Source organism: Bacteroidales bacterium, from assembly GCA_029210725.1.
In the GTDB taxonomy this organism is placed as follows: Bacteria; Bacteroidota; Bacteroidia; order Bacteroidales.
The window spans coordinates 1-23,836 of record JARGFM010000003.1 but is presented as its reverse complement, the minus strand read 5'-3'; the positions used below and the strand labels follow the sequence as shown (position 1 = coordinate 23,836).

21 protein-coding genes and 5 tRNA genes are annotated in these 23,836 nt (G+C 48.5%); 4 read left to right on the top strand and 22 right to left on the bottom strand.

Going from position 1 to position 23,836, the window contains the following annotated elements:
* Positions 1-12: 12 nt before the first annotated feature.
* From rpoB to P1P86_02230, 20 genes are all read right to left on the bottom strand, one after another.
* Entirely contained in the window at positions 13-3,822 is a 3,810-nt protein-coding gene (gene rpoB, locus P1P86_02325) for a DNA-directed RNA polymerase subunit beta (GenBank protein ID MDF1574011.1), read from the bottom strand.
* A gap of 112 nt (positions 3,823-3,934) precedes the next feature.
* On the bottom strand, positions 3,935-4,312 hold the full coding sequence (gene rplL, locus P1P86_02320) for a 50S ribosomal protein L7/L12 (protein ID MDF1574010.1): 378 nt from the start codon (positions 4,310-4,312) through the stop codon (positions 3,935-3,937).
* Positions 4,313-4,332: 20 nt separating this feature from the next.
* Positions 4,333-4,854 carry a 50S ribosomal protein L10 gene (rplJ, locus tag P1P86_02315; GenBank protein ID MDF1574009.1) on the bottom strand — a complete coding sequence of 174 codons (522 nt, stop codon included), beginning with the start codon at positions 4,852-4,854 and terminating at the stop codon, positions 4,333-4,335.
* 24 nt (positions 4,855-4,878) lie between these two features.
* Positions 4,879-5,574 (bottom strand): 50S ribosomal protein L1, encoded by a 696-nt coding sequence (rplA, locus tag P1P86_02310; protein ID MDF1574008.1) that lies wholly within the window; start codon positions 5,572-5,574, stop codon positions 4,879-4,881.
* Between the two features lie 13 nt (positions 5,575-5,587).
* Positions 5,588-6,031 carry a 50S ribosomal protein L11 gene (gene rplK, locus P1P86_02305; GenBank protein MDF1574007.1) on the bottom strand — a complete coding sequence of 148 codons (444 nt, stop codon included), beginning with the start codon at positions 6,029-6,031 and terminating at the stop codon, positions 5,588-5,590.
* Positions 6,032-6,135: 104 nt separating this feature from the next.
* Positions 6,136-6,687 (bottom strand): transcription termination/antitermination protein NusG, encoded by a 552-nt coding sequence (gene nusG, locus P1P86_02300; protein MDF1574006.1) that lies wholly within the window; start codon positions 6,685-6,687, stop codon positions 6,136-6,138.
* Between the two features lie 3 nt (positions 6,688-6,690).
* The gene (secE, locus tag P1P86_02295) at positions 6,691-6,882 is read right to left on the bottom strand and encodes a preprotein translocase subunit SecE (protein ID MDF1574005.1); all 192 of its coding nucleotides are present in this window, start codon (positions 6,880-6,882) and stop codon (positions 6,691-6,693) included.
* Positions 6,883-6,897: 15 nt separating this feature from the next.
* Positions 6,898-6,970, bottom strand: a tRNA-Trp gene (locus P1P86_02290).
* A gap of 76 nt (positions 6,971-7,046) precedes the next feature.
* Positions 7,047-8,234 carry an elongation factor Tu gene (tuf, locus tag P1P86_02285; GenBank protein MDF1574004.1) on the bottom strand — a complete coding sequence of 396 codons (1,188 nt, stop codon included), beginning with the start codon at positions 8,232-8,234 and terminating at the stop codon, positions 7,047-7,049.
* Between the two features lie 54 nt (positions 8,235-8,288).
* Positions 8,289-8,360 (bottom strand) — tRNA-Thr (locus tag P1P86_02280).
* Positions 8,361-8,374: 14 nt separating this feature from the next.
* Positions 8,375-8,447: transfer RNA gene (locus P1P86_02275), tRNA-Gly, on the bottom strand.
* A gap of 34 nt (positions 8,448-8,481) precedes the next feature.
* Positions 8,482-8,564 (bottom strand) — tRNA-Tyr (locus tag P1P86_02270).
* 37 nt (positions 8,565-8,601) lie between these two features.
* A tRNA-Thr gene (locus P1P86_02265) sits at positions 8,602-8,675 on the bottom strand.
* A gap of 145 nt (positions 8,676-8,820) precedes the next feature.
* Positions 8,821-9,111: an HPF/RaiA family ribosome-associated protein gene (locus tag P1P86_02260; protein MDF1574003.1), complete on the bottom strand. Its 291-nt coding sequence runs from the start codon at positions 9,109-9,111 to the stop codon at positions 8,821-8,823.
* A 27-nt stretch (positions 9,112-9,138) separates the two neighbouring features.
* Complete coding sequence (locus P1P86_02255; GenBank protein ID MDF1574002.1) at positions 9,139-10,020, bottom strand: tyrosine-type recombinase/integrase; 882 nt, start codon at positions 10,018-10,020, stop codon at positions 9,139-9,141.
* Positions 10,021-10,055: 35 nt separating this feature from the next.
* Entirely contained in the window at positions 10,056-10,247 is a 192-nt protein-coding gene (rpsU, locus tag P1P86_02250; protein MDF1574001.1) for a 30S ribosomal protein S21, read from the bottom strand.
* A 275-nt stretch (positions 10,248-10,522) separates the two neighbouring features.
* Positions 10,523-11,194, bottom strand: a complete 672-nt coding sequence (locus P1P86_02245) for a helix-hairpin-helix domain-containing protein (GenBank protein ID MDF1574000.1) — start codon at positions 11,192-11,194, stop codon at positions 10,523-10,525.
* 30 nt (positions 11,195-11,224) lie between these two features.
* Entirely contained in the window at positions 11,225-12,613 is a 1,389-nt protein-coding gene (locus tag P1P86_02240; GenBank protein ID MDF1573999.1) for a sodium-dependent transporter, read from the bottom strand.
* An 11-nt stretch (positions 12,614-12,624) separates the two neighbouring features.
* A complete protein-coding gene (fbaA, locus tag P1P86_02235) occupies positions 12,625-13,704 on the bottom strand; it encodes a class II fructose-bisphosphate aldolase (protein MDF1573998.1) in 1,080 nt (359 codons plus the stop codon).
* Positions 13,705-13,779: 75 nt separating this feature from the next.
* Positions 13,780-16,008: a BamA/TamA family outer membrane protein gene (locus tag P1P86_02230; protein ID MDF1573997.1), complete on the bottom strand. Its 2,229-nt coding sequence runs from the start codon at positions 16,006-16,008 to the stop codon at positions 13,780-13,782.
* 155 nt (positions 16,009-16,163) lie between these two features.
* On the opposite strand from P1P86_02230, the gene P1P86_02225 reads away from it, so the two are divergent.
* A complete protein-coding gene (locus P1P86_02225; GenBank protein ID MDF1573996.1) occupies positions 16,164-16,940 on the top strand; it encodes an RNA methyltransferase in 777 nt (258 codons plus the stop codon).
* A gap of 6 nt (positions 16,941-16,946) precedes the next feature.
* Here P1P86_02225 and P1P86_02220 read toward each other — a convergent pair whose 3' ends face one another.
* A complete protein-coding gene (locus tag P1P86_02220) occupies positions 16,947-17,681 on the bottom strand; it encodes a porin family protein (GenBank protein MDF1573995.1) in 735 nt (244 codons plus the stop codon).
* Positions 17,682-17,735: 54 nt separating this feature from the next.
* Positions 17,736-19,952: a phosphoribosylformylglycinamidine synthase subunit PurL gene (gene purL, locus P1P86_02215; protein MDF1573994.1), complete on the bottom strand. Its 2,217-nt coding sequence runs from the start codon at positions 19,950-19,952 to the stop codon at positions 17,736-17,738.
* Positions 19,953-20,028: 76 nt separating this feature from the next.
* Here purL and P1P86_02210 point away from each other — a divergent pair, with 76 nt between their 5' ends.
* The 3 genes from P1P86_02210 (at position 20,029) to P1P86_02200 (ending at position 23,309) form a co-directional block, all read left to right on the top strand.
* Entirely contained in the window at positions 20,029-20,796 is a 768-nt protein-coding gene (locus P1P86_02210; GenBank protein MDF1573993.1) for an SDR family NAD(P)-dependent oxidoreductase, read from the top strand.
* Between the two features lie 40 nt (positions 20,797-20,836).
* Positions 20,837-21,916: an Ldh family oxidoreductase gene (locus tag P1P86_02205; GenBank protein ID MDF1573992.1), complete on the top strand. Its 1,080-nt coding sequence runs from the start codon at positions 20,837-20,839 to the stop codon at positions 21,914-21,916.
* A gap of 454 nt (positions 21,917-22,370) precedes the next feature.
* On the top strand, positions 22,371-23,309 hold the full coding sequence (locus tag P1P86_02200) for an AraC family transcriptional regulator (GenBank protein ID MDF1573991.1): 939 nt from the start codon (positions 22,371-22,373) through the stop codon (positions 23,307-23,309).
* Positions 23,310-23,836: the final 527 nt, after the last annotated feature.

Below are 23,836 nucleotides of genomic sequence, written 5' to 3'. Positions count from 1 at the left end.
CGTAAAAGCAGATTACACCAGGTTCACACTAAGCCCCAGTCCGCGCAGTTCATGCAAGAGCACGTTCAGTGACTCCGGGATACCGGGCATGGGCATCGGCTCGCCTTTCACAATAGCCTCGTAGGCTTTGGCCCTGCCGATGACATCGTCCGATTTGACCGTCAGGATCTCCTGCAGTATATTGGCGGCACCAAATGCCTCCAGGGCCCAGACCTCCATCTCACCAAAACGCTGTCCACCAAACTGGGCCTTTCCGCCCAGGGGCTGCTGGGTAATCAGCGAGTAGGGTCCTATACTCCTGGCGTGCATCTTATCTTCCACCATGTGTCCCAGTTTCAGCATGTAGATCACACCTACCGTAGCCGGCTGGTCGAAGCGTTCACCGGTACCTCCGTCATAAAGGAAGGTCTTTCCATATCTGGGAACACCGGCCTCATCGGTCAGTTCGTTGATCTGATCGATACTGGCCCCGTCAAAAATAGGAGTTGCGAACTTTTTGTCCAGTTTCAATCCGGCCCATCCAAGCACCGTTTCGTAGATCTGGCCCAGGTTCATCCTGGAGGGCACACCCAGCGGATTCAATACGATATCCACGGGAGTTCCATCTGCCAGGAAGGGCATATCCTCCGAACGCACAATCTTGGCTACAATACCCTTGTTACCGTGCCGACCGGCCATCTTATCCCCCACGGTGAGCTTCCGCTTCTTCGCCACATACACTTTTGCAAGCTGAATAATACCGGTGGGCAGTTCATCCCCGCTGGTAATGCTATGCTTCTTCCGCTTGTAAAGGCCGTCGATCTCCTTGAACTTGATAATATAGTTATGGAGCAGGTCCCTGATCAGGTCATTCTTATGCTTATCCGTGGTCCATTTCAGGGGATTCAGGTTGGGGAAATCAAGTTCCTGCAGTTGCTTCTGGGTAAACTTAGTCCCTTTGGGAATCACATCCACATTCAGGAAGTCCTTCACACCCTGTGAAGTTTTTCCGTTCACCAGTTCGAACAGTTTATCAATTAACTGGTTCCTGATTTCTGCAATATCCTTGTGGTAAGTATCATCTATCTTCTCAAGGATCTGCTTGGTAGCCGGACGGGACTTGCGCTCCTTCATGGTACGGGAGAACAATTTCTTGTCAATCACTACCCCGTAAAGAGAGGGCCCTGCTTTCAGCGAAGCATCCTTAACATCGCCGGCCTTATCTCCAAAGATGGCCCTGAGCAGTTTCTCCTCCGGTGAAGGATCAGATTCTCCTTTGGGGGTGATCTTACCGATCAGAATGTCCCCGGGAATTACCTCTGCTCCGATACGGATCAGGCCGTTCTCGTCCAGATTCTTGGTAGCCTCTTCACTCACGTTTGGAATATCTGAGGTCAGCTCCTCCAGTCCGCGCTTGGTATCCCGAACCTCCAGGAGGTATTCATCCACATGGATCGATGTAAATACATCTTCCCGGACCAGACGCTCCGATACCACGATAGCATCCTCAAAGTTATATCCTTTCCAGGGCATAAAGGCCACCATCAGGTTCCTTCCAAGAGCAAGTTCTCCCTGCTGGGTCGCATATCCCTGCGTCAGAATATCCCCCTTCTTCAATATCTGGCCCTTTCTCACAATGGGATTCAGGCTCACACAGGTATTCTGGTTGGTTTTCCTGAATTTCGGGAGTTTATAGCGCTTCACATCATCATCAAACCTCACAAAACGCGCCTCTTCGCTGCGCTTATAGCGCACCACAATTTCATTGGCATCCACAAATTCCACCACTCCGTCTTCCTCTGCCCGCACCTGCAACCTGGAATCACGAACCACATTCATCTCAATGCCTGTTCCCACGATGGGCGCTTCGGGATAAATCAGGGGAACTGCCTGACGCATCATGTTGGATCCCATCAGGGCCCGGTTAGCATCATCGTGCTCCAGGAAGGGAATCAAAGAAGCAGCTATGGAAGCGATCTGGTTGGGAGCTACATCCATTAACACTACATCGTTTTTCTCTGCCAGTGGATAATCCGCTTCATAGCGGGCCTTCACCCTGGGATTCACAAAAGTGCCATCCTCATTCAGGGGTGCATTGGCCTGGGCAATCAGCTTATCTTCTTCCTCTTCAGCACTCAGGTAAACGATTCCTTTGTTTGCCAGCTCCACCTTTCCTTTTTCAGTCTGCCTGTAAGGGGTTTCAATGAAACCCAGATCACTGATTCGCGCAAATACACAGAGGGAGGAGATCAGACCGATATTGGGACCTTCGGGGGTCTCAATGGGGCAGAGCCTTCCGTAGTGTGTATAGTGAACGTCACGAACCTCAAAACCGGCGCGCTCACGACTCAGGCCACCAGGCCCGAGAGCCGACATACGGCGCTTGTGGGTCATCTCAGCCAGTGGATTGGTCTGGTCCATAAACTGGCTCAGCTGGTTGGTTCCAAAGAAGGAATTAATCACGGAAGAGAGCGTCTTCGAATTGATCAGGTCGGTAGGTGTAAACACCTCGTTATCACGTACATTCATACGTTCACGAATGGTACGGGCCATCCTGGCAAGACCCACACTGAACTGGTTCATGAGCTGTTCTCCAACGGTACGTACCCTCCGGTTACTCAGGTGGTCAATATCGTCCACATCGGTCTTGGAGTTGATCAGCTCGATGAGGTATTTGATAATCTGGATAATGTCTTCACGTGTCAGCACCCTGTGCTCCACATCGGTGTCAAGTCCCAGTTTTTTATTGAGCCTGTAACGGCCCACTTCACCCAGGTCATAACGCTTGTCGGAGAAGAACAGTTTATCAATCACATCCCTGGCAGTAGGTTCATCCGGCGGTTCTGCGTTCCGCAGCTGACGGTAGATATGCATCACCGCTTCCTTCTCAGAATTACACGGGTCCTTCTGCAGGGTATTGTATATAATAGCAAAGTCATTGATATTGGGCACATCCTTGTGCAGAAGGATGGTCTTGGCCCCTGAATCGATAATCTCATCGATATGCTCATTCTCCAGAACAGTCTCCCTGTCAATGATCACCTCGTTTCTTTCGATGGACACCACCTCGCCGGTGTCCTCATCCACGAAATCCTCAATCCAGCTCTTCAGAACACGGGCAGCCAGTTTCCGGCCCACCAGCTTCTTCAATCCGGTTTTGGACACCTTTACCTCATCGGCAAGGCCAAATATCTCCAGCACATCTTTATCGCTTTCATAGCCGATGGCCCGGAGCAGGGTGGTGACAGGTAATTTCTTTTTACGATCGATGTAAGCGTACATCACGTTATTGATGTCTGTAGCAAACTCGATCCATGATCCCTTGAACGGAATGATCCGTGCAGAATAGAGCTTGGTTCCGTTGGCGTGGACACTCTGTCCGAAAAATACTCCGGGTGAACGGTGCAGCTGACTGACAACCACCCGTTCGGCCCCATTGATAATGAAGACGCCCCTCTCGGTCATGTAAGGAACAGTACCCAGGTAAACATCCTGGATCACCGTGTCAAAATCCTCATGCTCGGGATCTGTACAATAGAGTTTCAGCTTGGCTTTCAGCGGAACACTGAAGGTCAGTCCGCGCTCGATGCACTCATCAATGGAGTAACGGGGCGGATCGATGGTATAGTCGAGAAACTCCAGCACAAAATTGTTCCGGGTATCAGTAATCGGGAAATTCTCCTGGAAAACCTGGTACAAACCTTCGTCGGTCCGGTTTTCAGGGGTGGTTTCCATCTGAAAGAAATCATGAAATGACTTCAATTGAACTTCCAGAAAATCAGGATATTCCAGCTGATTCTTTATGGAAGCAAAACTTATTCGTTCTTGATTTTTATTTGGCATTGAAATCGCGTTTAAATCCGAGGATTAAGTGTAGAATTATAAAACTGCAAAAAGGCTTAGACCCCCGCAGAGCAAGGATCTAAACCTGTAAGTGGATAATGCGATTGCCCTATTATTTAAGCTCAACTTCTGCTCCAGCTTCTTCTAATTGGGTTTTGAGAGATTCGGCCTCATCCTTGCTTACACCCTCTTTCACTGGTGCAGGCGCAGAATCAACTACAGCTTTGGCTTCTTTCAGTCCAAGTCCGGTGAGTTCCTTTACAAGCTTCACAATCTGCAGCTTGGCTCCACCCGGAGCCTTCAGGATCACATCAAATTCAGACTTTTCTTCTACAGCAGCTCCTTCACTGCCAGCGGCAGGACCTGCAAAAGCAACTGCAGCAGCAGCAGGCTCGATACCATGCTCTTCTTTAAGCACATCGAGCAATTCATTTACTTCTTTAACGGTCAGTTCGACCAACTGATCAGCAATTTTTTTAACGTCAGCCATTTTTATTAATTTTAAATGTATTAGTTTTCTTTTTCTGATAAAGTTTTAAGAGCTCCGGCCAGTTTTGAGCCGCCAGATGCAAGTGCAGACACCAGGTTTGAAGCAGGTGACCGTAAGAGCATAAGCAGATCGCCCAGTAACTCCTCTTTCGATTTGATATTGGAGAGAGCATCCAGCTGATCATCTCCGATATATATGGATTCCTCGACGAAGGCAGCCTTCAATAAAGGCTTCTCCATAGTTTTTCTGAACTCCTTGATCAGTTTGGCAGGGATATTCCCTGTCTCACAGAACATGATGGAGGTGGAATCTTTCAATACATCGTACAGATCATTAAAATCGCCTTCGGACTTCTCCATAGCTTTGCGAAGCAATGTATTCTTAACAACCATGAGGCTGATCTCTCTTTCAAAACACTTCCTTCTCAACCTGGAAGTCTCCTCAGCATTAAGCGAGGATATATCTGTCAGATAAAAATGTTTTGAATCGTCCAGCCGCTGTGCCAGGTTGTCAATGATTACTTCCTTTTCTTCTCTTCTCATTGTCTTGAGACACTTTAGCGATTATTATTCTTCGATAGCTTTAGGATCTATCTTTACCCCGGGACTCATGGTACTGGAGAGATAGATACTTTTGATATAGGTTCCCTTTGCTGCAGTTGGTTTCAGCTTAATGATCGTGTTGATAAACTCACGGGCATTTTCAGCAACTTTCTCTGCAGTAAAGGATACTTTACCAATAGAGGTATGTACGATACCATATTTGTCTACTTTGAAATCGATCTTCCCCATCTTCACATCCATGACAGCTTTTCCGATTTCCATGGTAACAGTACCGCTTTTAGGATTAGGCATCAGTCCCCTGGGACCCAGTACTCGACCGAGTTTCCCTATTTTAGCCATGACGGGGGGCATGGTGATGATCACATCCATATCGGTCCAACCCTTTTCGATCTTCTCGATATAGTCATCCAGCCCAACATAATCGGCTCCGGCTTCTTTTGCCTCATCCTCTTTCTCCGGAGTACAGAGTACCAGCACTTTGACATCTTTACCAGTCCCGTGGGGAAGGGTAACAACGCCACGCACCATCTGGTTGGCTTTTCTCGGATCCACTCCCAGACGAACATCGATATCCACCGATGCATCAAATTTGGTAGCGGTCATCTCCTTCACAAGTCCTGCAGCCTCACGGATAGTATATTGCTTGTCCTTGTCTAACTTCTCTAAAGCTAACTTCCTGTTTTTAGTCAGTTTACTCATTTTTTATAAGGAATTAATTGTTAGACGGAAATACACCTTTAATGGTAATTCCCATACTCCTTGCGGTACCAGCAACCATTTTCATAGCAGACTCCACAGTAAACGCATTGAGGTCGGGCATCTTTGCTTCAGCAATCTCACGCACCTGATCCCAGGTGACGCTGGCTACCTTCACCCTGTTTGATTCGGCCGAACCTTTCTTAAGTTTAGCCTTTTCCAGCAGTTGAACTGCCACAGGGGGTGTCTTTACAATAAATTCAAAAGATTTATCGGAATAGACGGTAATGATCACTGGCAACAGTTTCCCGGCCTGCTCCTGGGTTCTGCCATTAAATTGCTTGCAGAACTCCATAATGTTGACGCCCTTGGCACCCAGTGCGGGTCCCACGGGAGGGGAGGGATTAGCTGCTCCACCCCTTATTTGCAACTTGATTAAGCCTTCTACTTCTTTTGCCATTTTATTTAACTGTTTATATACTTACCGCTTACAACATCCGCTGACAACCATACAGGAAGCATTCATGGGCATATCATTGTCCGGAGATTGTAATATTTTTATTATTATCCATCTTTTTCCACCTGCATAAAGCTCAGCTCAAGCGGGGTCTTACGACCAAAGATCTTCACCATCACCTTGAGCTTCTTCTTCTCATCGTTCACCTCTTCAATAATGCCGGTGAAACTGTTGAATGGCCCGTCGATGACCTTCACCGATTCGCCTACGAAGAAAGGTACTGTAATCTCTTCATCACTGGCCGACAGTTCATCCACCTTACCCAGGATCCTGTTCACTTCAGAGGGCCTGAGAGGAGTGGGCATCTGGTCCCCCTCGGAGCCCAGAAATCCAATGATGTTGGGAATATTCCTCAGAATATGGGGAACCTCGCCGGTCAGTGTTGCTTCAATTAACACATAACCAGGAAAATAGTTGCGTTCCTTGCTGATTTTTTTACCATTTCGAATCTGGTAAACCTTCTCGGTAGGGATCAGCACCTGTGCAATATAGTCCTGCAGGTTTAACCTGTTGATTTCACTTTCGATATATTCTTTGGCCTTCTTCTCTTTACCTCCGATGGCTCTGAGAACATACCACTTCTTTTCCAGATTACTCATGGATTACACTAATTTATAGATGCCCTCAAGGATCTTTTGAAAAGAGATATCCATTGCGAAGACAATCAAGGCAAAGATGAGAGAGGCGACCATAACTACCAAAGCGCTGTTCTGCAGCTCTTTAACGGTAGGCCAGGTCACTTTGTGTACCAGCTCGTTATAAGATTCCTTCAGATAATTTATTATTCTCTTCATTCTGATCAATATTTGCACGGGAGGAGCGACTCGAACGCCCGACACCTGGTTTTGGAGACCAGTGCTCTACCAACTGAGCTACACCCGTGTACCTAACGCATTTAAACAGAGAAGCCGGGTCTGTAAATTGACCCGTGCTCTCCATTTAGTATCATGGTCAAATACTATTCGTCGATTTTAATCACCTGTCCGGCACCCACAGTACGTCCGCCTTCACGGATAGCAAAACGCAGACCTACGTTGATAGCCACAGGATAGATCAACTTTACTGTGATCTCCACGTCATCTCCGGGCATAACCATCTCAGTTCCTTCAGGAAGCTTGATCTCACCGGTTACGTCCAAGGTCCTCAGGTAAAACTGGGGACGGTAGTTGTTATGGAAGGGAGTATGGCGTCCACCTTCCTCTTTCTTCAGGACATATACCTGGGCGGTAAACTCGGTGTGAGGAGTGATCGATCCGGGTTTGGCAATAACCATACCCCTCTTGATCTCCTTCTTGTCCACTCCACGAAGCAACAGACCAACATTATCACCGGCTTCACCTCTGTCCAGGATCTTGCGGAACATCTCCACACCCGTTACAACCGTCTTGCGTCCTTCGGCACCCAGACCAATCAGGTTCATCTCATCACCTGTGTTTACCACACCGGTTTCGATTCTACCAGTAGCAACAGTACCACGTCCGGTGATTGAAAATACATCTTCAACCGGCATCAGGAAAGGCTTCTCAATGTCACGGGGAGGAATGGGGATATAAGAATCCACTGCATCCATCAGCTCCATAACCTTGTCTTCCCACTTCTCTTCACCATTCAGTGCACCAAGAGCGGAACCGTGGATCACGGGAGCATTTTCTCCGTCGAATTCGTAGAAGTCGAGCAATTCACGAACTTCCATTTCAACCAGCTCGAGGAGTTCCTCGTCATCCACCATATCCACCTTATTCAGGAAGACTACGATCTTGGGTACGTTTACCTGGCGGGCCAGGAGGATGTGCTCCCTGGTTTGTGGCATAGGACCGTCAGTTCCGGCAACAACGATAATCGCACCGTCCATTTGGGCAGCACCAGTTACCATATTCTTTACATAGTCAGCGTGACCCGGACAGTCAACGTGCGCATAGTGCCTGTTCGCTGTCTGATACTCAACGTGAGCGGTATTAATGGTAATACCACGCTCTTTTTCTTCCGGTGCGTTGTCAATGGAGTCAAAATCCCTGATTTCAGAGAGTCCCTTTTTTGCAAGAACCATTGTTATTGCAGCGGTCAATGTGGTTTTTCCGTGGTCAACGTGACCAATGGTACCAATATTGACGTGCGGTTTGGACCTATCAAATTTTTCCTTAGCCATAACTTGTTTAATTAATTTGCTACTTGTTTATTTTATTACATTTCTATTTTTCAGAGCCAATGCCGGGAATTGAACCCGGGACCTCTTCCTTACCAAGGAAGCGCTCTACCCCTGAGCTACATCGGCTTACTCAAGGTTTGAGCGGGAAACGAGGCTCGAACTCGCGACCCCAACCTTGGAAGGGTTGTGCTCTACCAACTGAGCTATTCCCGCGTGCTTACTCCTTCAAGTAAAACAATTTTTTACGTGGGGAGAGAAGGATTCGAACCTCCGAAGTCGTACGACAGTAGATTTACAGTCTACCCCAGTTGGCCACTTTGGTATCTCCCCTGTTTTCAATATGTTAATGTACTCTATTTGTGATCAGAGCCGATGGAGGGATTCGAACCCCCGACCTGCTGATTACAAATCAGCTGCTCTGACCAACTGAGCTACATCGGCAATCAAAGAACTTCAATGAAAAACACCCTCCAAAATCGGTTCGCAAATGTATGAATATTTTAATTAGATCACAAAAAAAAAACTCTCTTTTTTCCCGGGCATAAAAAAAGCTGCCGGAGCAGCTTTTTTAACAGGTTTATATGTCCTATTTCTTCCTGATTTTCCCCTTTCGTTTTACAAGCTGCTTTCTTAAAGCTTCGATGGAGAGGTCGGTGGCCTCTTCAAAAGTTTTGCACTGTTTCTTTGCAAATACCGACTGACCCTTAACATCCAGTTTGATCTCAACCAATTTATTCTCCCTTTCGGACGTATCCTTATCGAGCCTGAGGAATACCTCTGCCCCCATGATGTCATCATAAACAGTAGGCAACTTCTTTACCTTGGTGTCAATGAAACTCAACAGTTTCTCATCTGCGTCGAATCGAATTGAATGCATCTTAATATCCATAGGTACCTCCTTCTTTTAGGCCCTTGGGTGGGCCTGGTTATAAATAGACTTAAGCTTCTTGTATGTATTATGAGTATAGACCTGGGTTGCACTCAGGTTAGCGTGCCCCAGCAGCTCCTTGATGGCATTCAGGTCGGCTCCTCTGTTCAACATATGAGTGGCAAAGGTGTGCCTCAGTACATGCGGGCTCTTTTTATCCAGTGTGGTAACCATCGAAAGATAACTGTTCACAATCCTGTAGATCATTTTATCGTAAGCAGCGCCCCCCTTCTCCGTGACGATCAAACAGTCTGTTGCTTTTTGCCCCACTACTTCATGGCGGATGATCACATACCGGTCAATCGCTGCCACCAGTTCCCTGTTCATCGGAATGATCCTCTCCTTTCCTCTTTTCCCTGACACCTTCACACTCTGACCCTCCCTGTTTATAGAACCAATTTTGAGTCCAATTAGTTCACTTCGGCGCATACCGGTCTGATAAAGCAGATCCAGGACCAGGCGGTTCCTGATTCCCTTAAAATCCTCTCCAAAATCATATTCATCCAGAAGAAAATCCATCTTTCCATCCTCCACAAAGACGGGAACCCGCTTGCTCAGCCTGGGCTTCAACACACGGTCCATAGGATTGGAGTCGAGCCGGCCCTCCTTAATCAGGTATTTACAGAAGGTACTAAGTGTGGTTAGTTTCCGGTGGACCGTGCGTGAACTGTATCCGGAGTCCATTAAACGGACGACCCAGGAACGAATGGTCCTGAAATGCAAATCCACACCTTCTTGGTCAGAATCCTGACAGAAAGCATGGAATTGGTACAAGTCGTTTTTATAAGCTTTGATGGTATGCTCGGCATACCTCTTCTCGGCCTGCAGGTATCTTAAAAAATCGTCAATCCTGGTCATGGACAGCATTTAAAAGCCAGCCAAAACCCCTGGAATTAATCTTCCTGCTGCTGTAATTGCTGAATATAAATAGCTTTAAGCTTCTGCTGACGCTTGGTAACGGAAGGTTTTGTGAATGCCTGACGGCTCCTCAGTTCCTTTACCACACCCGTCTTTTCAAACTTTCGTTTAAATTTTTTTAAAGCCCTTTCAATATTCTCACCCTCTTTAATGGGAATTACGATCATTTCAATCTGTTTTAAATTTCGAGCCGCAAAGTTAGATATTCATATCCTAATATTCAACAAAACCCGCTAAATTTTTCAGCGATTGAAAATGACAACAGTATAAACTATATAATAATCCAGAAATTTTGACAAAGTATTCGTTCTCCTGATAAATATATGTAAAAAAGAACTGCGAGGCAATAGTAAAACAGAATTGGCATCAAAGCATGAAGAATCCCCGGTAAGCACATAGCACTTCAAATGTATCATATGAAGATAACCAGGCAAACAAATATTTACCTGTAATCAAAATATTCTTCCATCCTTTGCAGGGTGGAATCGAGCAAAATCCGATTTATTCTGAGTTCGTTTGCGGAACGGATATCTCCTTTGAAATCGCGGTATTCCACCAGAGACTTCACATCCTCATACTCCAGGTAAGGATGCCTCAGAAGCTCCCTGAAGCTGGCACTGTCGAGATGAATCTTGCGGATGACCGTGCTATCGATATACACTTGATTCCTGATTCTCTGGACGGTCTCAACGGAAATCCCGTATACCTCCCCAAGCTGATCAAATGAAATAAACCCACCTAAGAGCTCACGGTATTTAATGATTCGCCCTGCGAAAACAGGTCCGATGCCGGGAAGAGGGAGCAGCTGTACAGAATCGGCCCGGTTGATATCTACAGGTTGATATGCTTCCACTTTAGTCTGATTAATAGTCTGAGGGTACCGCCTGGCCCGGTCATTCCTGTCCTTTTGCAGGCTATCGGCCCGGGCAAAGGCAGCTATCATCCTTTTGGCCTCCCTTTCAAACTCCTCCAGACCTTCAGGTCTCTGTTGGGGAAGAAGCCCAACAGTGATCCTGAAAAGCAGAGAGACGATCAGCAACATGGAAAGCAAAATCAAAGCCCGCTGCTCCCCACGGGGTAGCAGGTAGAACTCTCTCTTTATACGATCAGACATTTAAGGCTTGATGTGGCCAGGGGCCACAAATCATCCTAAAGAAGGGAAAATAGTGATCAGCTTACTGTACACTCCCAGTGCAAACAGGAGCGCAATGGCCAGAGGAGCCACAAACCTAACCAGGAACAAAAACAGTCCATAGTATCCGGTCCTGTATTTCCCGTCACTGGAAAGCTCTCCTTTGACAGTACCCTTTGCCAGGAACCATCCGATAAATACCACAATAAAAAATCCTCCCAGGGGAAGCAGCAGATCGGGCGACCCGTTAAATACTCCGAATACCTTTGGAGATACCGAACACAGGATGCCCAGAAAACCTACAGAGATCATAGCCAGTACGGCAGCTCTCTTCCGGGTCATATTCAACTGCTCGGAAAAATAGGCCACGATTACTTCCAGGACGGATATGGTGGATGTAATGGCCGCAAAACAGAGCAGCAGGAAGAACATAAAAGCCCAGATAAGTCCGCCCGACATACTCTGGAAAATCACCGGGAGAGTAATGTAAACCAGCTCCGGACCTTCACCAGGATTGATCCCGAAGGCAAATACCGCCGGGAAAATCGCAAGCCCTGCAACCACCGCAATAAAAGTGTCGGCAAAAGCCACGCTTACGGCAGTGCTGGCCAGATTCTCCCTTTTTTGAATATAGGATCCGTAGGTAATCAGGGTTCCCATCCCGATGGAGAGAGAAAAGAAGGCTTGCCCGAGTGCCTCAATGATGATCTTCAGAGGAGCATGCCTGATGGTTGAGAAATCGGGTTTGAACAGGAACACCAGACCCTCCCTGGCTCCATCCAGTGTCACAGAGCGGACTACCAGCACCAGCAGGAGTACCAGCAGTATGGGCATCAGAATCTTGGCATACTTTTCGATTCCGTTCTTTACCCCTGAAATCACAATGTACCCGGTAAAAAATAACATCACCACAAACCAGATAACCGGTCTCCAGATCCCGCTTACAAAAGATTCATAGTGCTCTCGGAAAAAACTCCGGACCGCTTCATTGTTCATTTCACCGAAGCCGATCTTATCCGACAGAAGCATCCATTTTACCGATTGCACCAGGTATTCCAGGGTCCAGCCAGCCACCACCGTATAAAAGGCAAGAATAATAAAAGCAGTAACAACTCCCAGCAAACCAATGAGATGCCATTTTTTGCCGGGAGTTATTTTTTTAAATGCGCCTACAGGGTTGAGCTGGGCATTGCGTCCGATCACAAATTCCGACATCATCACCGGGATCCCGATAGCGGCAATAAAGAAGAGGTAAATGAGCAGGAATGCTCCGCCCCCGTTCTGTCCCACCACATAAGGAAACCTCCAGATATTCCCAAGTCCGATGGCCGATCCGGCTGCTGCCGCAATGACCCCGAACTTACTGCCAAAACTGTCTCTGACTCCTCCGCCCGGCAACATCCTGTACGCTGTTAAAGTCTGTCGATGCAGTTCAGGTCATCAAAGGCTACCTTCAGGCGCTCGATCATGGACTTTTCACCTTCGCGGAGCCAAACCCTCGGATCGTAGTATTTCTTGTTGGGTTTATCCTCCCCTTCGGGGTTGCCGATCTGTCCCTGCAGATAATCGTGTTTTGCAGCTTCAAACCTGCGAATGCCATCCCAGGCAGCCCACTGGGTATCGGTATCGATGTTCATTTTGATCACCCCGTAGCTAATAGCCTCGCGGATTTCCTCCTTGGAGGAGCCGGATCCACCATGAAATACAAAGTCCAGTGGCTTTTTGTCCAGTCCGTACTTCTGCTCAACAAATTTCTGCGAATTATCCAAAATCCTGGGAGTCAGCTGGACATTTCCCGGCTTATATACCCCATGCACATTTCCAAAAGAAGCCGCAATGGTGAAACTGGCGCTCACCTTGGAAAGCTCTTCATAAGCGTAGGCTACATCCTCCGGCTGCGTGTAGAGCAGCGAGTTGTCCATTCCGGTATTATCCACACCATCCTCTTCACCGCCGGTGCAGCCCAGCTCAATCTCCAGGGTCATTCCGATCTTGCTCATGCGCTTCAAATACTGAACGCAGGTGGCAATATTCTCTTCCAGCGGCTCCTCAGAGAGGTCCAGCATATGAGAGCTGAACAGGGGTTTTCCGTACTTTTCAAAATGCCTTTCACCGGCATCCAGAAGGCCGTCAATCCAGGGAAGAAGCTTCTTCGCAGCATGGTCGGTGTGAAGAATGACCGGAACTCCGTAAGCTTCGGCCATAGCATGAACGTGCTTGGCACCGCTCACTGCACCAATAATGGCAGCTTTCTGATCTTCATTGGAAAGCCCCTTGCCTGCAAAGAAAACAGCACCTCCATTGGAGAACTGCACGATTACAGGAGAATTCACTTCACGGGCTGCTTCAATCACCGCATTTACAGAGTTGGTTCCCACCACATTGACGGCAGGAATGGCATATTCGTTCTTTTTGGCAATTTCAAATACCTTCTGAACGTCATCTCCCGTTACGACTCCGGGCTTTACTACATCAAAAATCTTGTTGGACATGATCGGATTAATTATAAAGATTGGGTTTAAAATTGAGCGACAAATTTAGAACAAATATTGGTAATATCAACCGAATCAGAATGGATAACCAATGGCAATATTAAAGGTGAGATCTCTTCCGGCAATTCCCGAATTTCCGGGCAACCAGTTGGAACCCTCCATGGCGTAGGGGCTGCGCAGCGGAATCCCCAGGTCGAATCTGAATACCAGGAAACTGAATACCGCCCGTGTACCCACACCGGTCCCCACGGCAAGTTCCTTATAGAAGCGGTTGAATTCAAACCCGGCTCCCACGCGGTCATCTTCCGCAGAGAGCGACCAGATATTACCCACATCCATAAATAACGCAGCCTCCAGCTTCCAGAACAACTTGAAGCGGTACTCCATATTGGCCTCCAGCTTCACATCACCGGTCTGGTTGGGGTAGGCCGACTTCTCCTGATCGTTGTAGGAACCCGGGCCCAGGTTCTTCACCTGCCATGCCCGGATGCTGTTAGCGCCTCCGGAGAAGTATTGCTTTTCAAAGGGCATGGCACTGGAATTTCCATATGCGTACCCTACCCCCATAAATCCCCTCAGTATCAAACTAATATCTTCATAAAGAAACATATAGCTTCTGAAGTCAATATCCGCCTTCAGGTACTGGGCGAAATCCACTCCAAGTACCTGGTAATTTTGATTTACGGGATCGTCGGCCAGGCTTCTGAAACCTGCGTATAAAAGGTTCCCGGCCGTCTCCAGATTCAGTCGGATATCCTGGAAACTCTGATTCTTCAACAACTTCTGATTGGACCAGACCATGGAGTACCGGCTATCGATAATCAGATGGGGCTCATAGCTGTAAAAGAGGTATTTCCCCTCCAGCCAATTTTGGAACCAATCAGATTTATAGGGTGTTAAAATAAGACTGGCTTCAATTGGATAGACCCTGTGTATCAACTTTTCATTTCCCCTCCAGTTGTATCCAAAAGAAGCATTGGCCAGCGTCCTGATGTAATCGGGACGTTTCTGATAATTGTAAGAGAGGCGAATATTCGTCTGGGGATTGTACTTCCGGATAAACTGGTCGGTTTTCACTGGCAGAAGAAATTTTGGAATCCTCAACCGGGCCTCCACACCAAATTCCTGCATGATATTCAGTCCTGTATAAGAGGTATCCACCTCATCTCCGACTGGCCGGAGATTCTCAATGGCGCCCATAAAACTAAGGTCAAATTGCTCCGAAGCTCCAAAAAGGTTCCGGTGGGTATAGCTTAAATTGGCTGCTGCGCCAATATTACCTGCTGAGTTTGTACCCTCCAGTTTTGCCGAATATGACTGTCTGGTGGCCGGAGCAACCAGCACATCACAATCGAGCTGAGGCTTATCTGAATCCACTTCACTGAAACGAATATCAACCATTCTGAATGCGCTCAGCGAAGAAAGGTTCCGGTAAGTCCGGTTTACATCAGAGGCATCATACAGGGTACCGGGGATAATGTAGTTTTTCTGGGTTACCATGGCGGGACGGATATTTGGTTTCCCGGAATAAACCAAATAGATACTGTCGTAAACCAGGGTATCCTTCTGTAGGGTGTCCCCATCCCGGTTATAGGTCATGGCATTAAAATCGGTCATCATATGCACCCTGCGGATGGTGTAAACCGGATGGTCCGTAAGCACCGTCCGCCCCCGCTCGTCAATACGGGAAAAATTCCTGATCCCCAGGGTGATATCCACCTGGCAGGTGTTCAGGGCGCTATCTACTTCATAATAAATATAATCGCGGGTAAATCCGTAATACCCGCTATCGCGCAAAATGGTCTCGATCCTCACCCGCTCTTCCTGCAGCGCTTCCACATCAAACAGTTCCCCGGCCCTGAACTTATTGCTGGTAGTGTCGGCAAGGACCATCCGGGAAAGGTTCGCATCTTCGAAGAAATAGTTGATATTCCTGATCCTGTATGGCTCACTGGGTGTTACCTGGTAGATCACCCTGGCCCCTCTTTTCTTAAACAGGGTGGTATCGGTAATTTCAGCTCCGTAAAATCCCTTGTTCCTCATATACAGGTTCAGCTGCTCCGAAGATTTCGACTTCAGATCTTTATCATATACAACCGGAGGTTCACCGATCCGCCTTAACCAGTTATTAAATCCATTGTCATTGCCGGGAGAGGAGAGATTATAGAGGGACAGGTAGAACCTCCAGAATATGATCCGCTTATTGGGCTTTTGCTTGATAAAGTCGTCGAGTTCCTTCTTGTCAAAATCACCTTCTTCTGACTGGATCTTATAACTATGCAGCAGATACTTATCCTCAGGCACATACTTTGTCGCTCTGCAGGAAAAGAGAAGTATAGAAAGGATAACAAGGGTGATATATGGGATCGTTCTCCGCAATGTGGTTTGTTAAAGTGGCTAAAATACAAATTTTACTGCACCCAAATATTTTTTTCATCTTTGCATGAACGAGTAAACAAATGATCTCCTCCTCAAAAGCAAAACTGATTCGTTCCCTGCGGCAAAAGAAGTACAGGGACCAGCACCGTCTTTTTCTGATAGAGGGTGAAAAAATGATTCTGGAACTGGCAACAGCCGGTTCCGGAAACCGCTTCCGGATCCAGGAAATAATGGCTACGCCGGAATGGATCGAAAACAAAGCCGGTCTGCTTCCATCTCTGAAAAACCCGTTTTCCATTGCCAGCTTTGAAGAGATCAAAAAAGTAAGCAACCTGGTGACTCCGCAGGCAGTAATTGCCCTGGTATCCATTCCTGAAAGCCGTTTCAGTGCCGAAGTACTGCTTAACGGGCCCGTACTGGCCCTGGAGTCGATTCGCGATCCGGGAAACCTGGGGACTATAATACGGACAGCCGACTGGTTTGGTATAGATCATATTATTTGTACTCCTGATTCCACAGACCTGTATAATCCAAAGGTCATTCAATCTACCATGGGGGCTGTGACCCGGGTGCAGGTGCACTACCTGGAACTGGAGCCCCTTCTGGCTAATCCAAAGCTGCGGAGCAAAAGAGTCTATGGGACTTATCTGGAAGGAGAAAATATCTACCGGACCAGACTGGAACCCGATCCGCTGATCCTTTTTGGAAACGAATCCCGCGGATTGTCCGGGGCCCTGAGTCCATACATACAGCACCGGATTTCCATTCCATCCTATGCTTCCGCGGGTTCAGGACCGGAGTCACTGAATGTGGCATCGTCTGTTGCGGTGGTCTGTTCAGAGTTAAGAAGAGGCTGACGACTCTTACTCGAAATGAAAATTCAGCATAAGGATGTAGGAACGGACGCTTTCGATGGATCCGGCAAACTCGGGATGCCCTGTTCGTCCCTCAGGATCGATCATATTCATCAGGCCAACAGCCAATTTGATCTCCGGGGCGAATTTAAAGTAGCGCAGATAGGTATCCACCCCAAACCCGAACTCCAGGTAGAGATCGCCCCTCCTGAATTTCATATACTCTTCTGAATCAGCATCATAAACTCCGGGCTTCTTGGCCGACATATCGTACCTGAAATTCAGTCCTCCCAGCAGGTAGGGCCTGTAATTTGCATCCCGGTCTGAACGGTATTTGAGATGCAGGGGGAAATCGAGAAAAGCGGGCCCCAGGGGCACCGGATTGGCCACTCTGGGGATCTCGGCCTCCTCCCCGACCATTCCATTGCTATATTCGTAAAAAACGATCTCCCTTGATCCGAAACTGATACCCGGGAGAAAGCGAAGGTTCCAGTTTTTATTCATTCGAAGATCCGATACAATACTCACCTGGAATCCGGGAAGAAGCTGGCTCAGATCCGCATACAGAAAATCTTCAGCCATATAGTTCCTGGCGATTCCGATATCCATGGTGTTCACCCCTACCGTGAATCCGAAATGAATCCTCTTGAGATCAAATGCTGGCAGATTCCTGGGGCGTTCATCCTGTCCGTTTATACTCAGTGAGAGCAGAAGCAGAGCTATGAGCAGAATGGATTTTCTCATTATTGAATTAAACGGACAAAGATAGCCTTTAGTATAGTTTTTTCGGCAGAATCTTTAATCGTTAAACAGAAGCTCCAGCGCATTTTCAAAATCCCGGGCATAATCGGAGATAAATCCATAGGAAACATCATCCACCCTGAGTTCCTCCTTGGTGACATGGCCCAGGGCAGAGAAATGGATCCCGGCTTCCATCATAAAATCAAGAAAGGATGTTTCCTGATCAGCGGAGACACTGACCACCACGCGGCTCTGGGATTCACCAAAGAGGAAGGCATCGCCACGGATCTCGGCAGGCGAGGTCACGTCAAATCCCAGTCCGCCCGGCAGGGCGCACTCCACGAGTGCCACAAACAGGCCCCCGAGGGAGACATCATGCGCCGAGTTCACCAGCTTCTGACTAATCAGGCTTGCCACCACATCCTGTAGTTTCATTTCATACTCCAGATCAAAGCCCGGGGCAGCCGATTCATGAACGTTGTGGAAAACGGACAGATATTCCGAAGAGGAGATATCATTATCGGATCGTCCCACCAGGAAGATCATGTCCCCCTTGTTCCTGAAATTCACGGTCATCACAGCTTCATGCCGATCCAGGATCCCCACCATCCCAATCACGGGTGTGGGAATCACCGATGCCAGGTCCTCCCCGTTGTGGGTCAGGTTATGAAAGCTCACATTCCCGGCAATCACTGGGATGGCCATGCGCCTGCATACTTCCCCGATCCCCTTAACACTCTCGGCAAAATCACGGTATACATAGGGATCCGATGGGTCTCCGTAATTGAGACAATCGGCCAGGGCCAACGGCCGGCCACCGGAACAAATGATATTGCGTGAGGCCTCTGCCACAGCGATCATAGCCCCCTTTCTTGGTTCGAGCCTTCCGTACCTGGAATTACCATCCACACTCATGGCCAGCGCCAGCTCAGAATTATTGATCTTCACAATACCGGCATCGGAGGCATATTCACTGCTCATATTGGAAAGTCCGGCCATGGTATCGAACTGTTCGTAGATCCATCTTCGGGAGGCCACATTTGGAAGAGAAACCATTTGCCTGGCAATATCCTTCATATTACCCGGAACCGGGACATCATCGGCGGAAATGACCCGGGGTGTTTTGCCCCGCTCCTTCATATCCCTGATATAGACCGGGGCGCCTCCGCCCCTGACCAGCAGGTTCACCGGCAAATCGCCGCACAGCGTGGAACCGTCCTTGATCCGGATGGTGACCTGGTCATCCACCGTTCCTATTTGCGAGCACTCCAGCCCCCACCTCCGGGCCCTGTCGGCAATCTTTTCATAATTCCCCGGATCGGCTGCAAGTAACATCTGCTCCTGAGTCTGTGACAACAGAACCTCCAGGGCATCAATATCCTCTCTGACCAGCGGCATTTCATGAATCCTGATCTCAACGCCTTTTCCCCCGCGGAAGGCCATTTCTGCAGCCGCACAAAGCACTCCCCCGGCCCCGACATCCTGCATTCCGTCGATCAGTCCATCTTCATTGAGCTCAAGAATACAATCCATCAGGATCTTTCCACTGGCCGGATCGGCCACCTGGGAGGATGGAACCATCTGTCCCTTATTCTTAAGCGCCTTGGAAGCAAATCCTGCGCCATGCACCCCGTGTCCCGAAGTCTTCTTCCCAAGCAATACCACATACTGACCCGCTTCTTTGAACGCAGCCCTGATCAGCTTGTCCTTCCGGACGATGCCCACACCCATGAGGTTTATCAAAGGATTGAATCTGTAGCTTTCGTCAAACAGAATCTCTCCTCCCACCACGGGCACCCCGAAATTATTGGAATAGCTGCCCAAAGCGCTCACCACGGCATTGACCATATCCCGGATATTCTTCTCCTTGGGATTCCCGAAACGCAGGATATTCAGCTGTCCCACAGGCTCGGCCCCCATAGTGATCAGATCGCGGTTTATATTTCCGACACCTACAGCTCCCTGCCTGGGATCCACCGCAATGGGATGGTTGTGCGATTCTATCTTCACCACACAGGCCAGCTCATCGTTGATATGAATGACTCCGGCATTTTCTTCGCCGGCAGGGACATACACGTCCTCCCCCTTTACAGGCATTTCCTCCAGCCACTTGACGGAACTCTTGTAGGAGATGTGTTCCGACCACATGGTGGCGAACATATTCAGTTCAAAGGGGGTAGGCTCCCTGCCCAGCATGGATTCAATGGAATACAATTCATCCTGTGTCAGATAAGAAAGAGCTCGTTCTTTCAGTTGGGGACTGTTCAGATCCATTCTTGTATCGATTAATGCACAAATATAGTGAATAGATCATGAAGATAATTTTTACTTTTGTTGGAAAGCGAGTTCAATGAGACCAATTGCTGTCGTAAGCGGGGCATCTGCCGGATTTGGAAGAGCCACAGCTGAAATCCTTGCCAGAAACAATTATGATGTGGTGATTACCGGACGCCGTGCCGATAAACTGGAGATTGCCGAAGAAGCTATCCGGTCGAAGACGGAAGCCGACGTTCTCTCTCTGAGCTTTGATATCAGGGATCTGAAAGCGGTTCAGGAGGCCTGTGAAAAACTCACCGGAAAATGGGAGAAGGTGGATGTGCTGGTTAATAATGCGGGGCTTGCAGCCGGCCTGAGCCTGATCCACGAGGGAAGCGTGGACGACTGGGAACAGATGATCGACACCAATATCAAAGGCTTGCTCTACATGACCCGGCTTTTAAGCCCGGGCATGGTGCAGCGAGGGAAGGGGCATATCGTAAATATAGGCTCCATAGCGGGGAAAGAGGCTTATGAGATGGGCAATGTGTACAATGCTTCCAAATTTGCCGTGGACGGATTAACACAGGCCATGCGGATCGACCTGGTGAACTTCGGAATTAAAGTGAGCGCCATCAATCCAGGTGCCGCGGAGACCGAGTTCAGCCTGGTCCGCTTCAAAGGGGACCGGGAGCAGGCCGACAAAGTCTATGAGGGATTTACTCCGCTTTACGCCGAAGATATTGCCGAGGCCGTCCTTTTTGTTGTGAACCGTCCGCCTCATGTGAATATCGACGACCTGATCATTATGCCTGCTGCCCAGGCCAGGTCCAGAAAAATCAAGCGTAATAATCCGAAATAATCCTTATCAAGCATACCATCGAAAACCAAAACCACCATCCATGTATACCGCCGAATATCTCGAACAATTTACCCGGAACGTATTTGAAAAAATGGGCTGCAGCCCGGAAGATGCCAAAATGGCCACCGATGTGTTTATCGCTGCCGAACTGAGAGGCTACTCCAGTCACGGCATGATCCGCATCAAGGACTATTTTCAGCTCTGGCAGGCCAGGCGTATCAATGTAAGGCCCGATGTTAAAATCGTACACGAATCGCCCAGCACCGCCGTGGTCGATGGCGACGGGGCCATAGGCATGATCGCAGCCACCAGATCCATGGAAATTGCCATTGAAAAAGCCAGGACAGCCGGTACAGGATGGGTATCCACCCGGGGCTCCAACCACTTTGGAATCGCGGGTTATTACTCCATGATGGCCCTGAAACACGATATGATCGGGATCTGCATGACCATTGCCAATCCCCTGGTGGCCCCCACCTGGTCGGTGTCTCAGATGCTGGGGACCAACCCCATTGCCGTGGCCGTGCCCGCAGGCGTACATCCGCCTTTTGTAGCCGATTTCTCCACCACCCCCATCGCCCGCGGCAAACTGGCGGTAGCAGCTAAAATGGGTGAAAATGTCCCCCTGGGTTATGTGCAGGACAAAGAGGGCGTTCCATCCACCAATCCCGATATTCTGAAAGAGGGCGGATCCATGCTGACTCTGGGCGGAACACGCGAACAGGGAGGCCATAAGGGCTATTGCCTGAGTGCCATTGTGGATATCTTCTCGGCGGTACTGTCAGGGGCCAGTTTCGGACCTTTCTGTCCCCCCTCGGTGGCCTACCTGCCGGTGAAGGAGGAGAAGGTGGGCGAAGGTACCGGTCACTTTTTCGGGGCCATGCGCATCGATGCCTTCCAGACACCCGGGGCCTTTAAAAAACAGATGGATAAGTGGATCGAGACTTTCCGGGTCGCCAAGCCGGCCAAGGGTCACGAACGGGTGCTGATCCCGGGCGATCCCGAACGGGAGAACGAAGAGCGCATCAGCAAAGAAGGGATCCATGTGATTGTTCCCGTACAGAAGGAGATGAAGGAGATTGCCGATGAGCTGGGGATTGAATTTGACTACCAGGGGTAGAAAAGCAAGAGACAATATAAAAGTAAATATCACGGCAACGGAGTTTGATGCGCTATTTGATGCCGGTGAAGCTGTATCTGCTCACTATGACCTGGAGAAGGCTGTTCGACCGGCTTTGAACAGCGAAGGGTGAGTGTGGATTTCCCTGTATGGATGTTGCAGCAGCTGGATCAGGTGGTCCGCAGGCTTGGAGTTTCACGCCAAAGCCTCATCAAGGTGTTCATTTCAGAGAAATTAAAAGAAGCAAACCTTTAAAATACTTCAGAACATAAACACCTCTTCTATCTTCATCCCGAATACCCGGGCAATGTCATAGGCCAGTTTCAGGGATGGATTGTATTTTCCATTTTCCAGGAAAAAGTTTTGCTAATTTTGATTTGTAAGTTGCGCAAGAATGATCAAATCATGCTTGTAGAATTATATTATCATCGGTAGATAAAACCCAGAGCTTCGTATGTCCATGAATATCCAGAAACAGTCCAGGCAAGAATATTATCTGCGCATCAACCGGGTGGTCGATTACATCGATGCCCACCTGGATGAGGAGCATAACCTGGAAAAGTTATCCCAGGTGGCCCACTTCTCCCCCTTTCATTTCCATCGTATCTTCCGGGTACTTACTGGTGAAACCATCAATAACTATGTAAAACGGATCCGTCTGCAGCGGGCCGGAAGCATGCTGATCTCTGATGACCAGCGTTCCGTATCCGAGGTAAGCGCACTGTGCGGATTTAACTCCACTGCTGTCTTCTGCAGGGCCTTCAAATCACATTACGGGAAAAGTACCGGCGAATTCAGAACCTACTGGAAAAAACAGGAAAGCAAGAATGGTCAAGCGGATCGCAAGGATGATCAATACGAACTACGTTCCTCCTCCTATTTTAGCGATGAATTTTTAAATTTAAATCGCGACTTTAACATGGAAACAAACATTGCAGTCAAAGAAATGCCGGCCATGGACCTGATCTATTGCAGGCACACGGGCCCCTTCGATCAGATAGGCGGAGCCTACGAAAAACTATTCAAATGGGCCGGCCCCAGGGGATTGCTCCGCTTCCCCGAAACCAAGACCCTAACCGTCTATCACGACGATCCCAAGGTAGTGGACATTGAAAAACTGAGGCAAAGTGCCTGCATCACGGTGGATGAGGATGCCAGGCCGGAAGGCGAATTCGGAAAGATGCACCTGCCCGGGGGAAAGTGCGTGGTCGGGAGTTTCAAGGTCAAACCCCACCAGTTCGGAGAAGCCTGGGATGCCGTCTGCCTCTGGATGGCCGACAGCGGCTACCAGCCCTCCGACGGCTACCCCTATGAATACTACCCCGAGGAACACAGCCATGAGAATCCACCCACCTTTACCGTGGATATTTGTGTGCCGGTGAAACCCCTGTAGGGTTTTTGGGGCATGACAGCATTAAATGATCGACTCATTTGATGCTGTCAATTATCAAACTTCGATAAGCCCATAAGCGGAATTCGGTCAGACCTAAGACCTCCTCCCTGTTTCCTGTTTTCATCATCGGGACACCCCGGGCGGCTTTTAGCGGGATTCTGCCCGGAATCCTGACCTGGGTTCTGCTTGGAATCCAGACCTGGGTTCAGCCCTGAATCTCTCACCCGTTCCCGCTTCCTGGAAAGAACAATGTTATGCAATGCAAGATGGGCTTCAGGAGCTATTTAGTGCTTCGTTTCATTTGATGTTCTACATCATCTCTTTCAGGTCTGCAGCAGGCTGGCCAGCGAAAGTATCATTGTGTTTACGGCAGGTTTCCCGGTATTCTCGTCAGGTATCACAGGGAACTTTGTATTTGTAAAGGTGGTAAACCGGGACTTTATCCTAGTTGGGGCTGTATATAAAGAACTCAGGGATAAATAATATCTTCATAATTAATGATAAAATGTCATATATGGATACTAATT

Coding starts and splice junctions, on each gene's coding strand:
- rpoB (MDF1574011.1), bottom strand. CDS start 3,822: ATGCCAAATAAAAATCAAGAACGAATAAGTTTTGCTTCCATAAAGAAT.
- rplL (MDF1574010.1), bottom strand. CDS start 4,312: ATGGCTGACGTTAAAAAAATTGCTGATCAGTTGGTCGAACTGACCGTT.
- rplJ (MDF1574009.1), bottom strand. CDS start 4,854: ATGAGAAGAGAAGAAAAGGAAGTAATCATTGACAACCTGGCACAGCGG.
- rplA (MDF1574008.1), bottom strand. CDS start 5,574: ATGAGTAAACTGACTAAAAACAGGAAGTTAGCTTTAGAGAAGTTAGAC.
- rplK (MDF1574007.1), bottom strand. CDS start 6,031: ATGGCAAAAGAAGTAGAAGGCTTAATCAAGTTGCAAATAAGGGGTGGA.
- nusG (MDF1574006.1), bottom strand. CDS start 6,687: ATGAGTAATCTGGAAAAGAAGTGGTATGTTCTCAGAGCCATCGGAGGT.
- secE (MDF1574005.1), bottom strand. CDS start 6,882: ATGAAGAGAATAATAAATTATCTGAAGGAATCTTATAACGAGCTGGTA.
- tuf (MDF1574004.1), bottom strand. CDS start 8,234: ATGGCTAAGGAAAAATTTGATAGGTCCAAACCGCACGTCAATATTGGT.
- P1P86_02260 (MDF1574003.1), bottom strand. CDS start 9,111: ATGCATTCAATTCGATTCGACGCAGATGAGAAACTGTTGAGTTTCATT.
- P1P86_02255 (MDF1574002.1), bottom strand. CDS start 10,020: ATGACCAGGATTGACGATTTTTTAAGATACCTGCAGGCCGAGAAGAGG.
- rpsU (MDF1574001.1), bottom strand. CDS start 10,247: ATGATCGTAATTCCCATTAAAGAGGGTGAGAATATTGAAAGGGCTTTA.
- P1P86_02245 (MDF1574000.1), bottom strand. CDS start 11,194: ATGTCTGATCGTATAAAGAGAGAGTTCTACCTGCTACCCCGTGGGGAG.
- P1P86_02240 (MDF1573999.1), bottom strand. CDS start 12,613: ATGTTGCCGGGCGGAGGAGTCAGAGACAGTTTTGGCAGTAAGTTCGGG.
- fbaA (MDF1573998.1), bottom strand. CDS start 13,704: ATGTCCAACAAGATTTTTGATGTAGTAAAGCCCGGAGTCGTAACGGGA.
- P1P86_02225 (MDF1573996.1), top strand. CDS start 16,164: ATGATCTCCTCCTCAAAAGCAAAACTGATTCGTTCCCTGCGGCAAAAG.
- P1P86_02220 (MDF1573995.1), bottom strand. CDS start 17,681: ATGAGAAAATCCATTCTGCTCATAGCTCTGCTTCTGCTCTCACTGAGT.
- purL (MDF1573994.1), bottom strand. CDS start 19,952: ATGGATCTGAACAGTCCCCAACTGAAAGAACGAGCTCTTTCTTATCTG.
- P1P86_02210 (MDF1573993.1), top strand. CDS start 20,029: ATGAGACCAATTGCTGTCGTAAGCGGGGCATCTGCCGGATTTGGAAGA.
- P1P86_02205 (MDF1573992.1), top strand. CDS start 20,837: ATGTATACCGCCGAATATCTCGAACAATTTACCCGGAACGTATTTGAA.
- P1P86_02200 (MDF1573991.1), top strand. CDS start 22,371: ATGTCCATGAATATCCAGAAACAGTCCAGGCAAGAATATTATCTGCGC.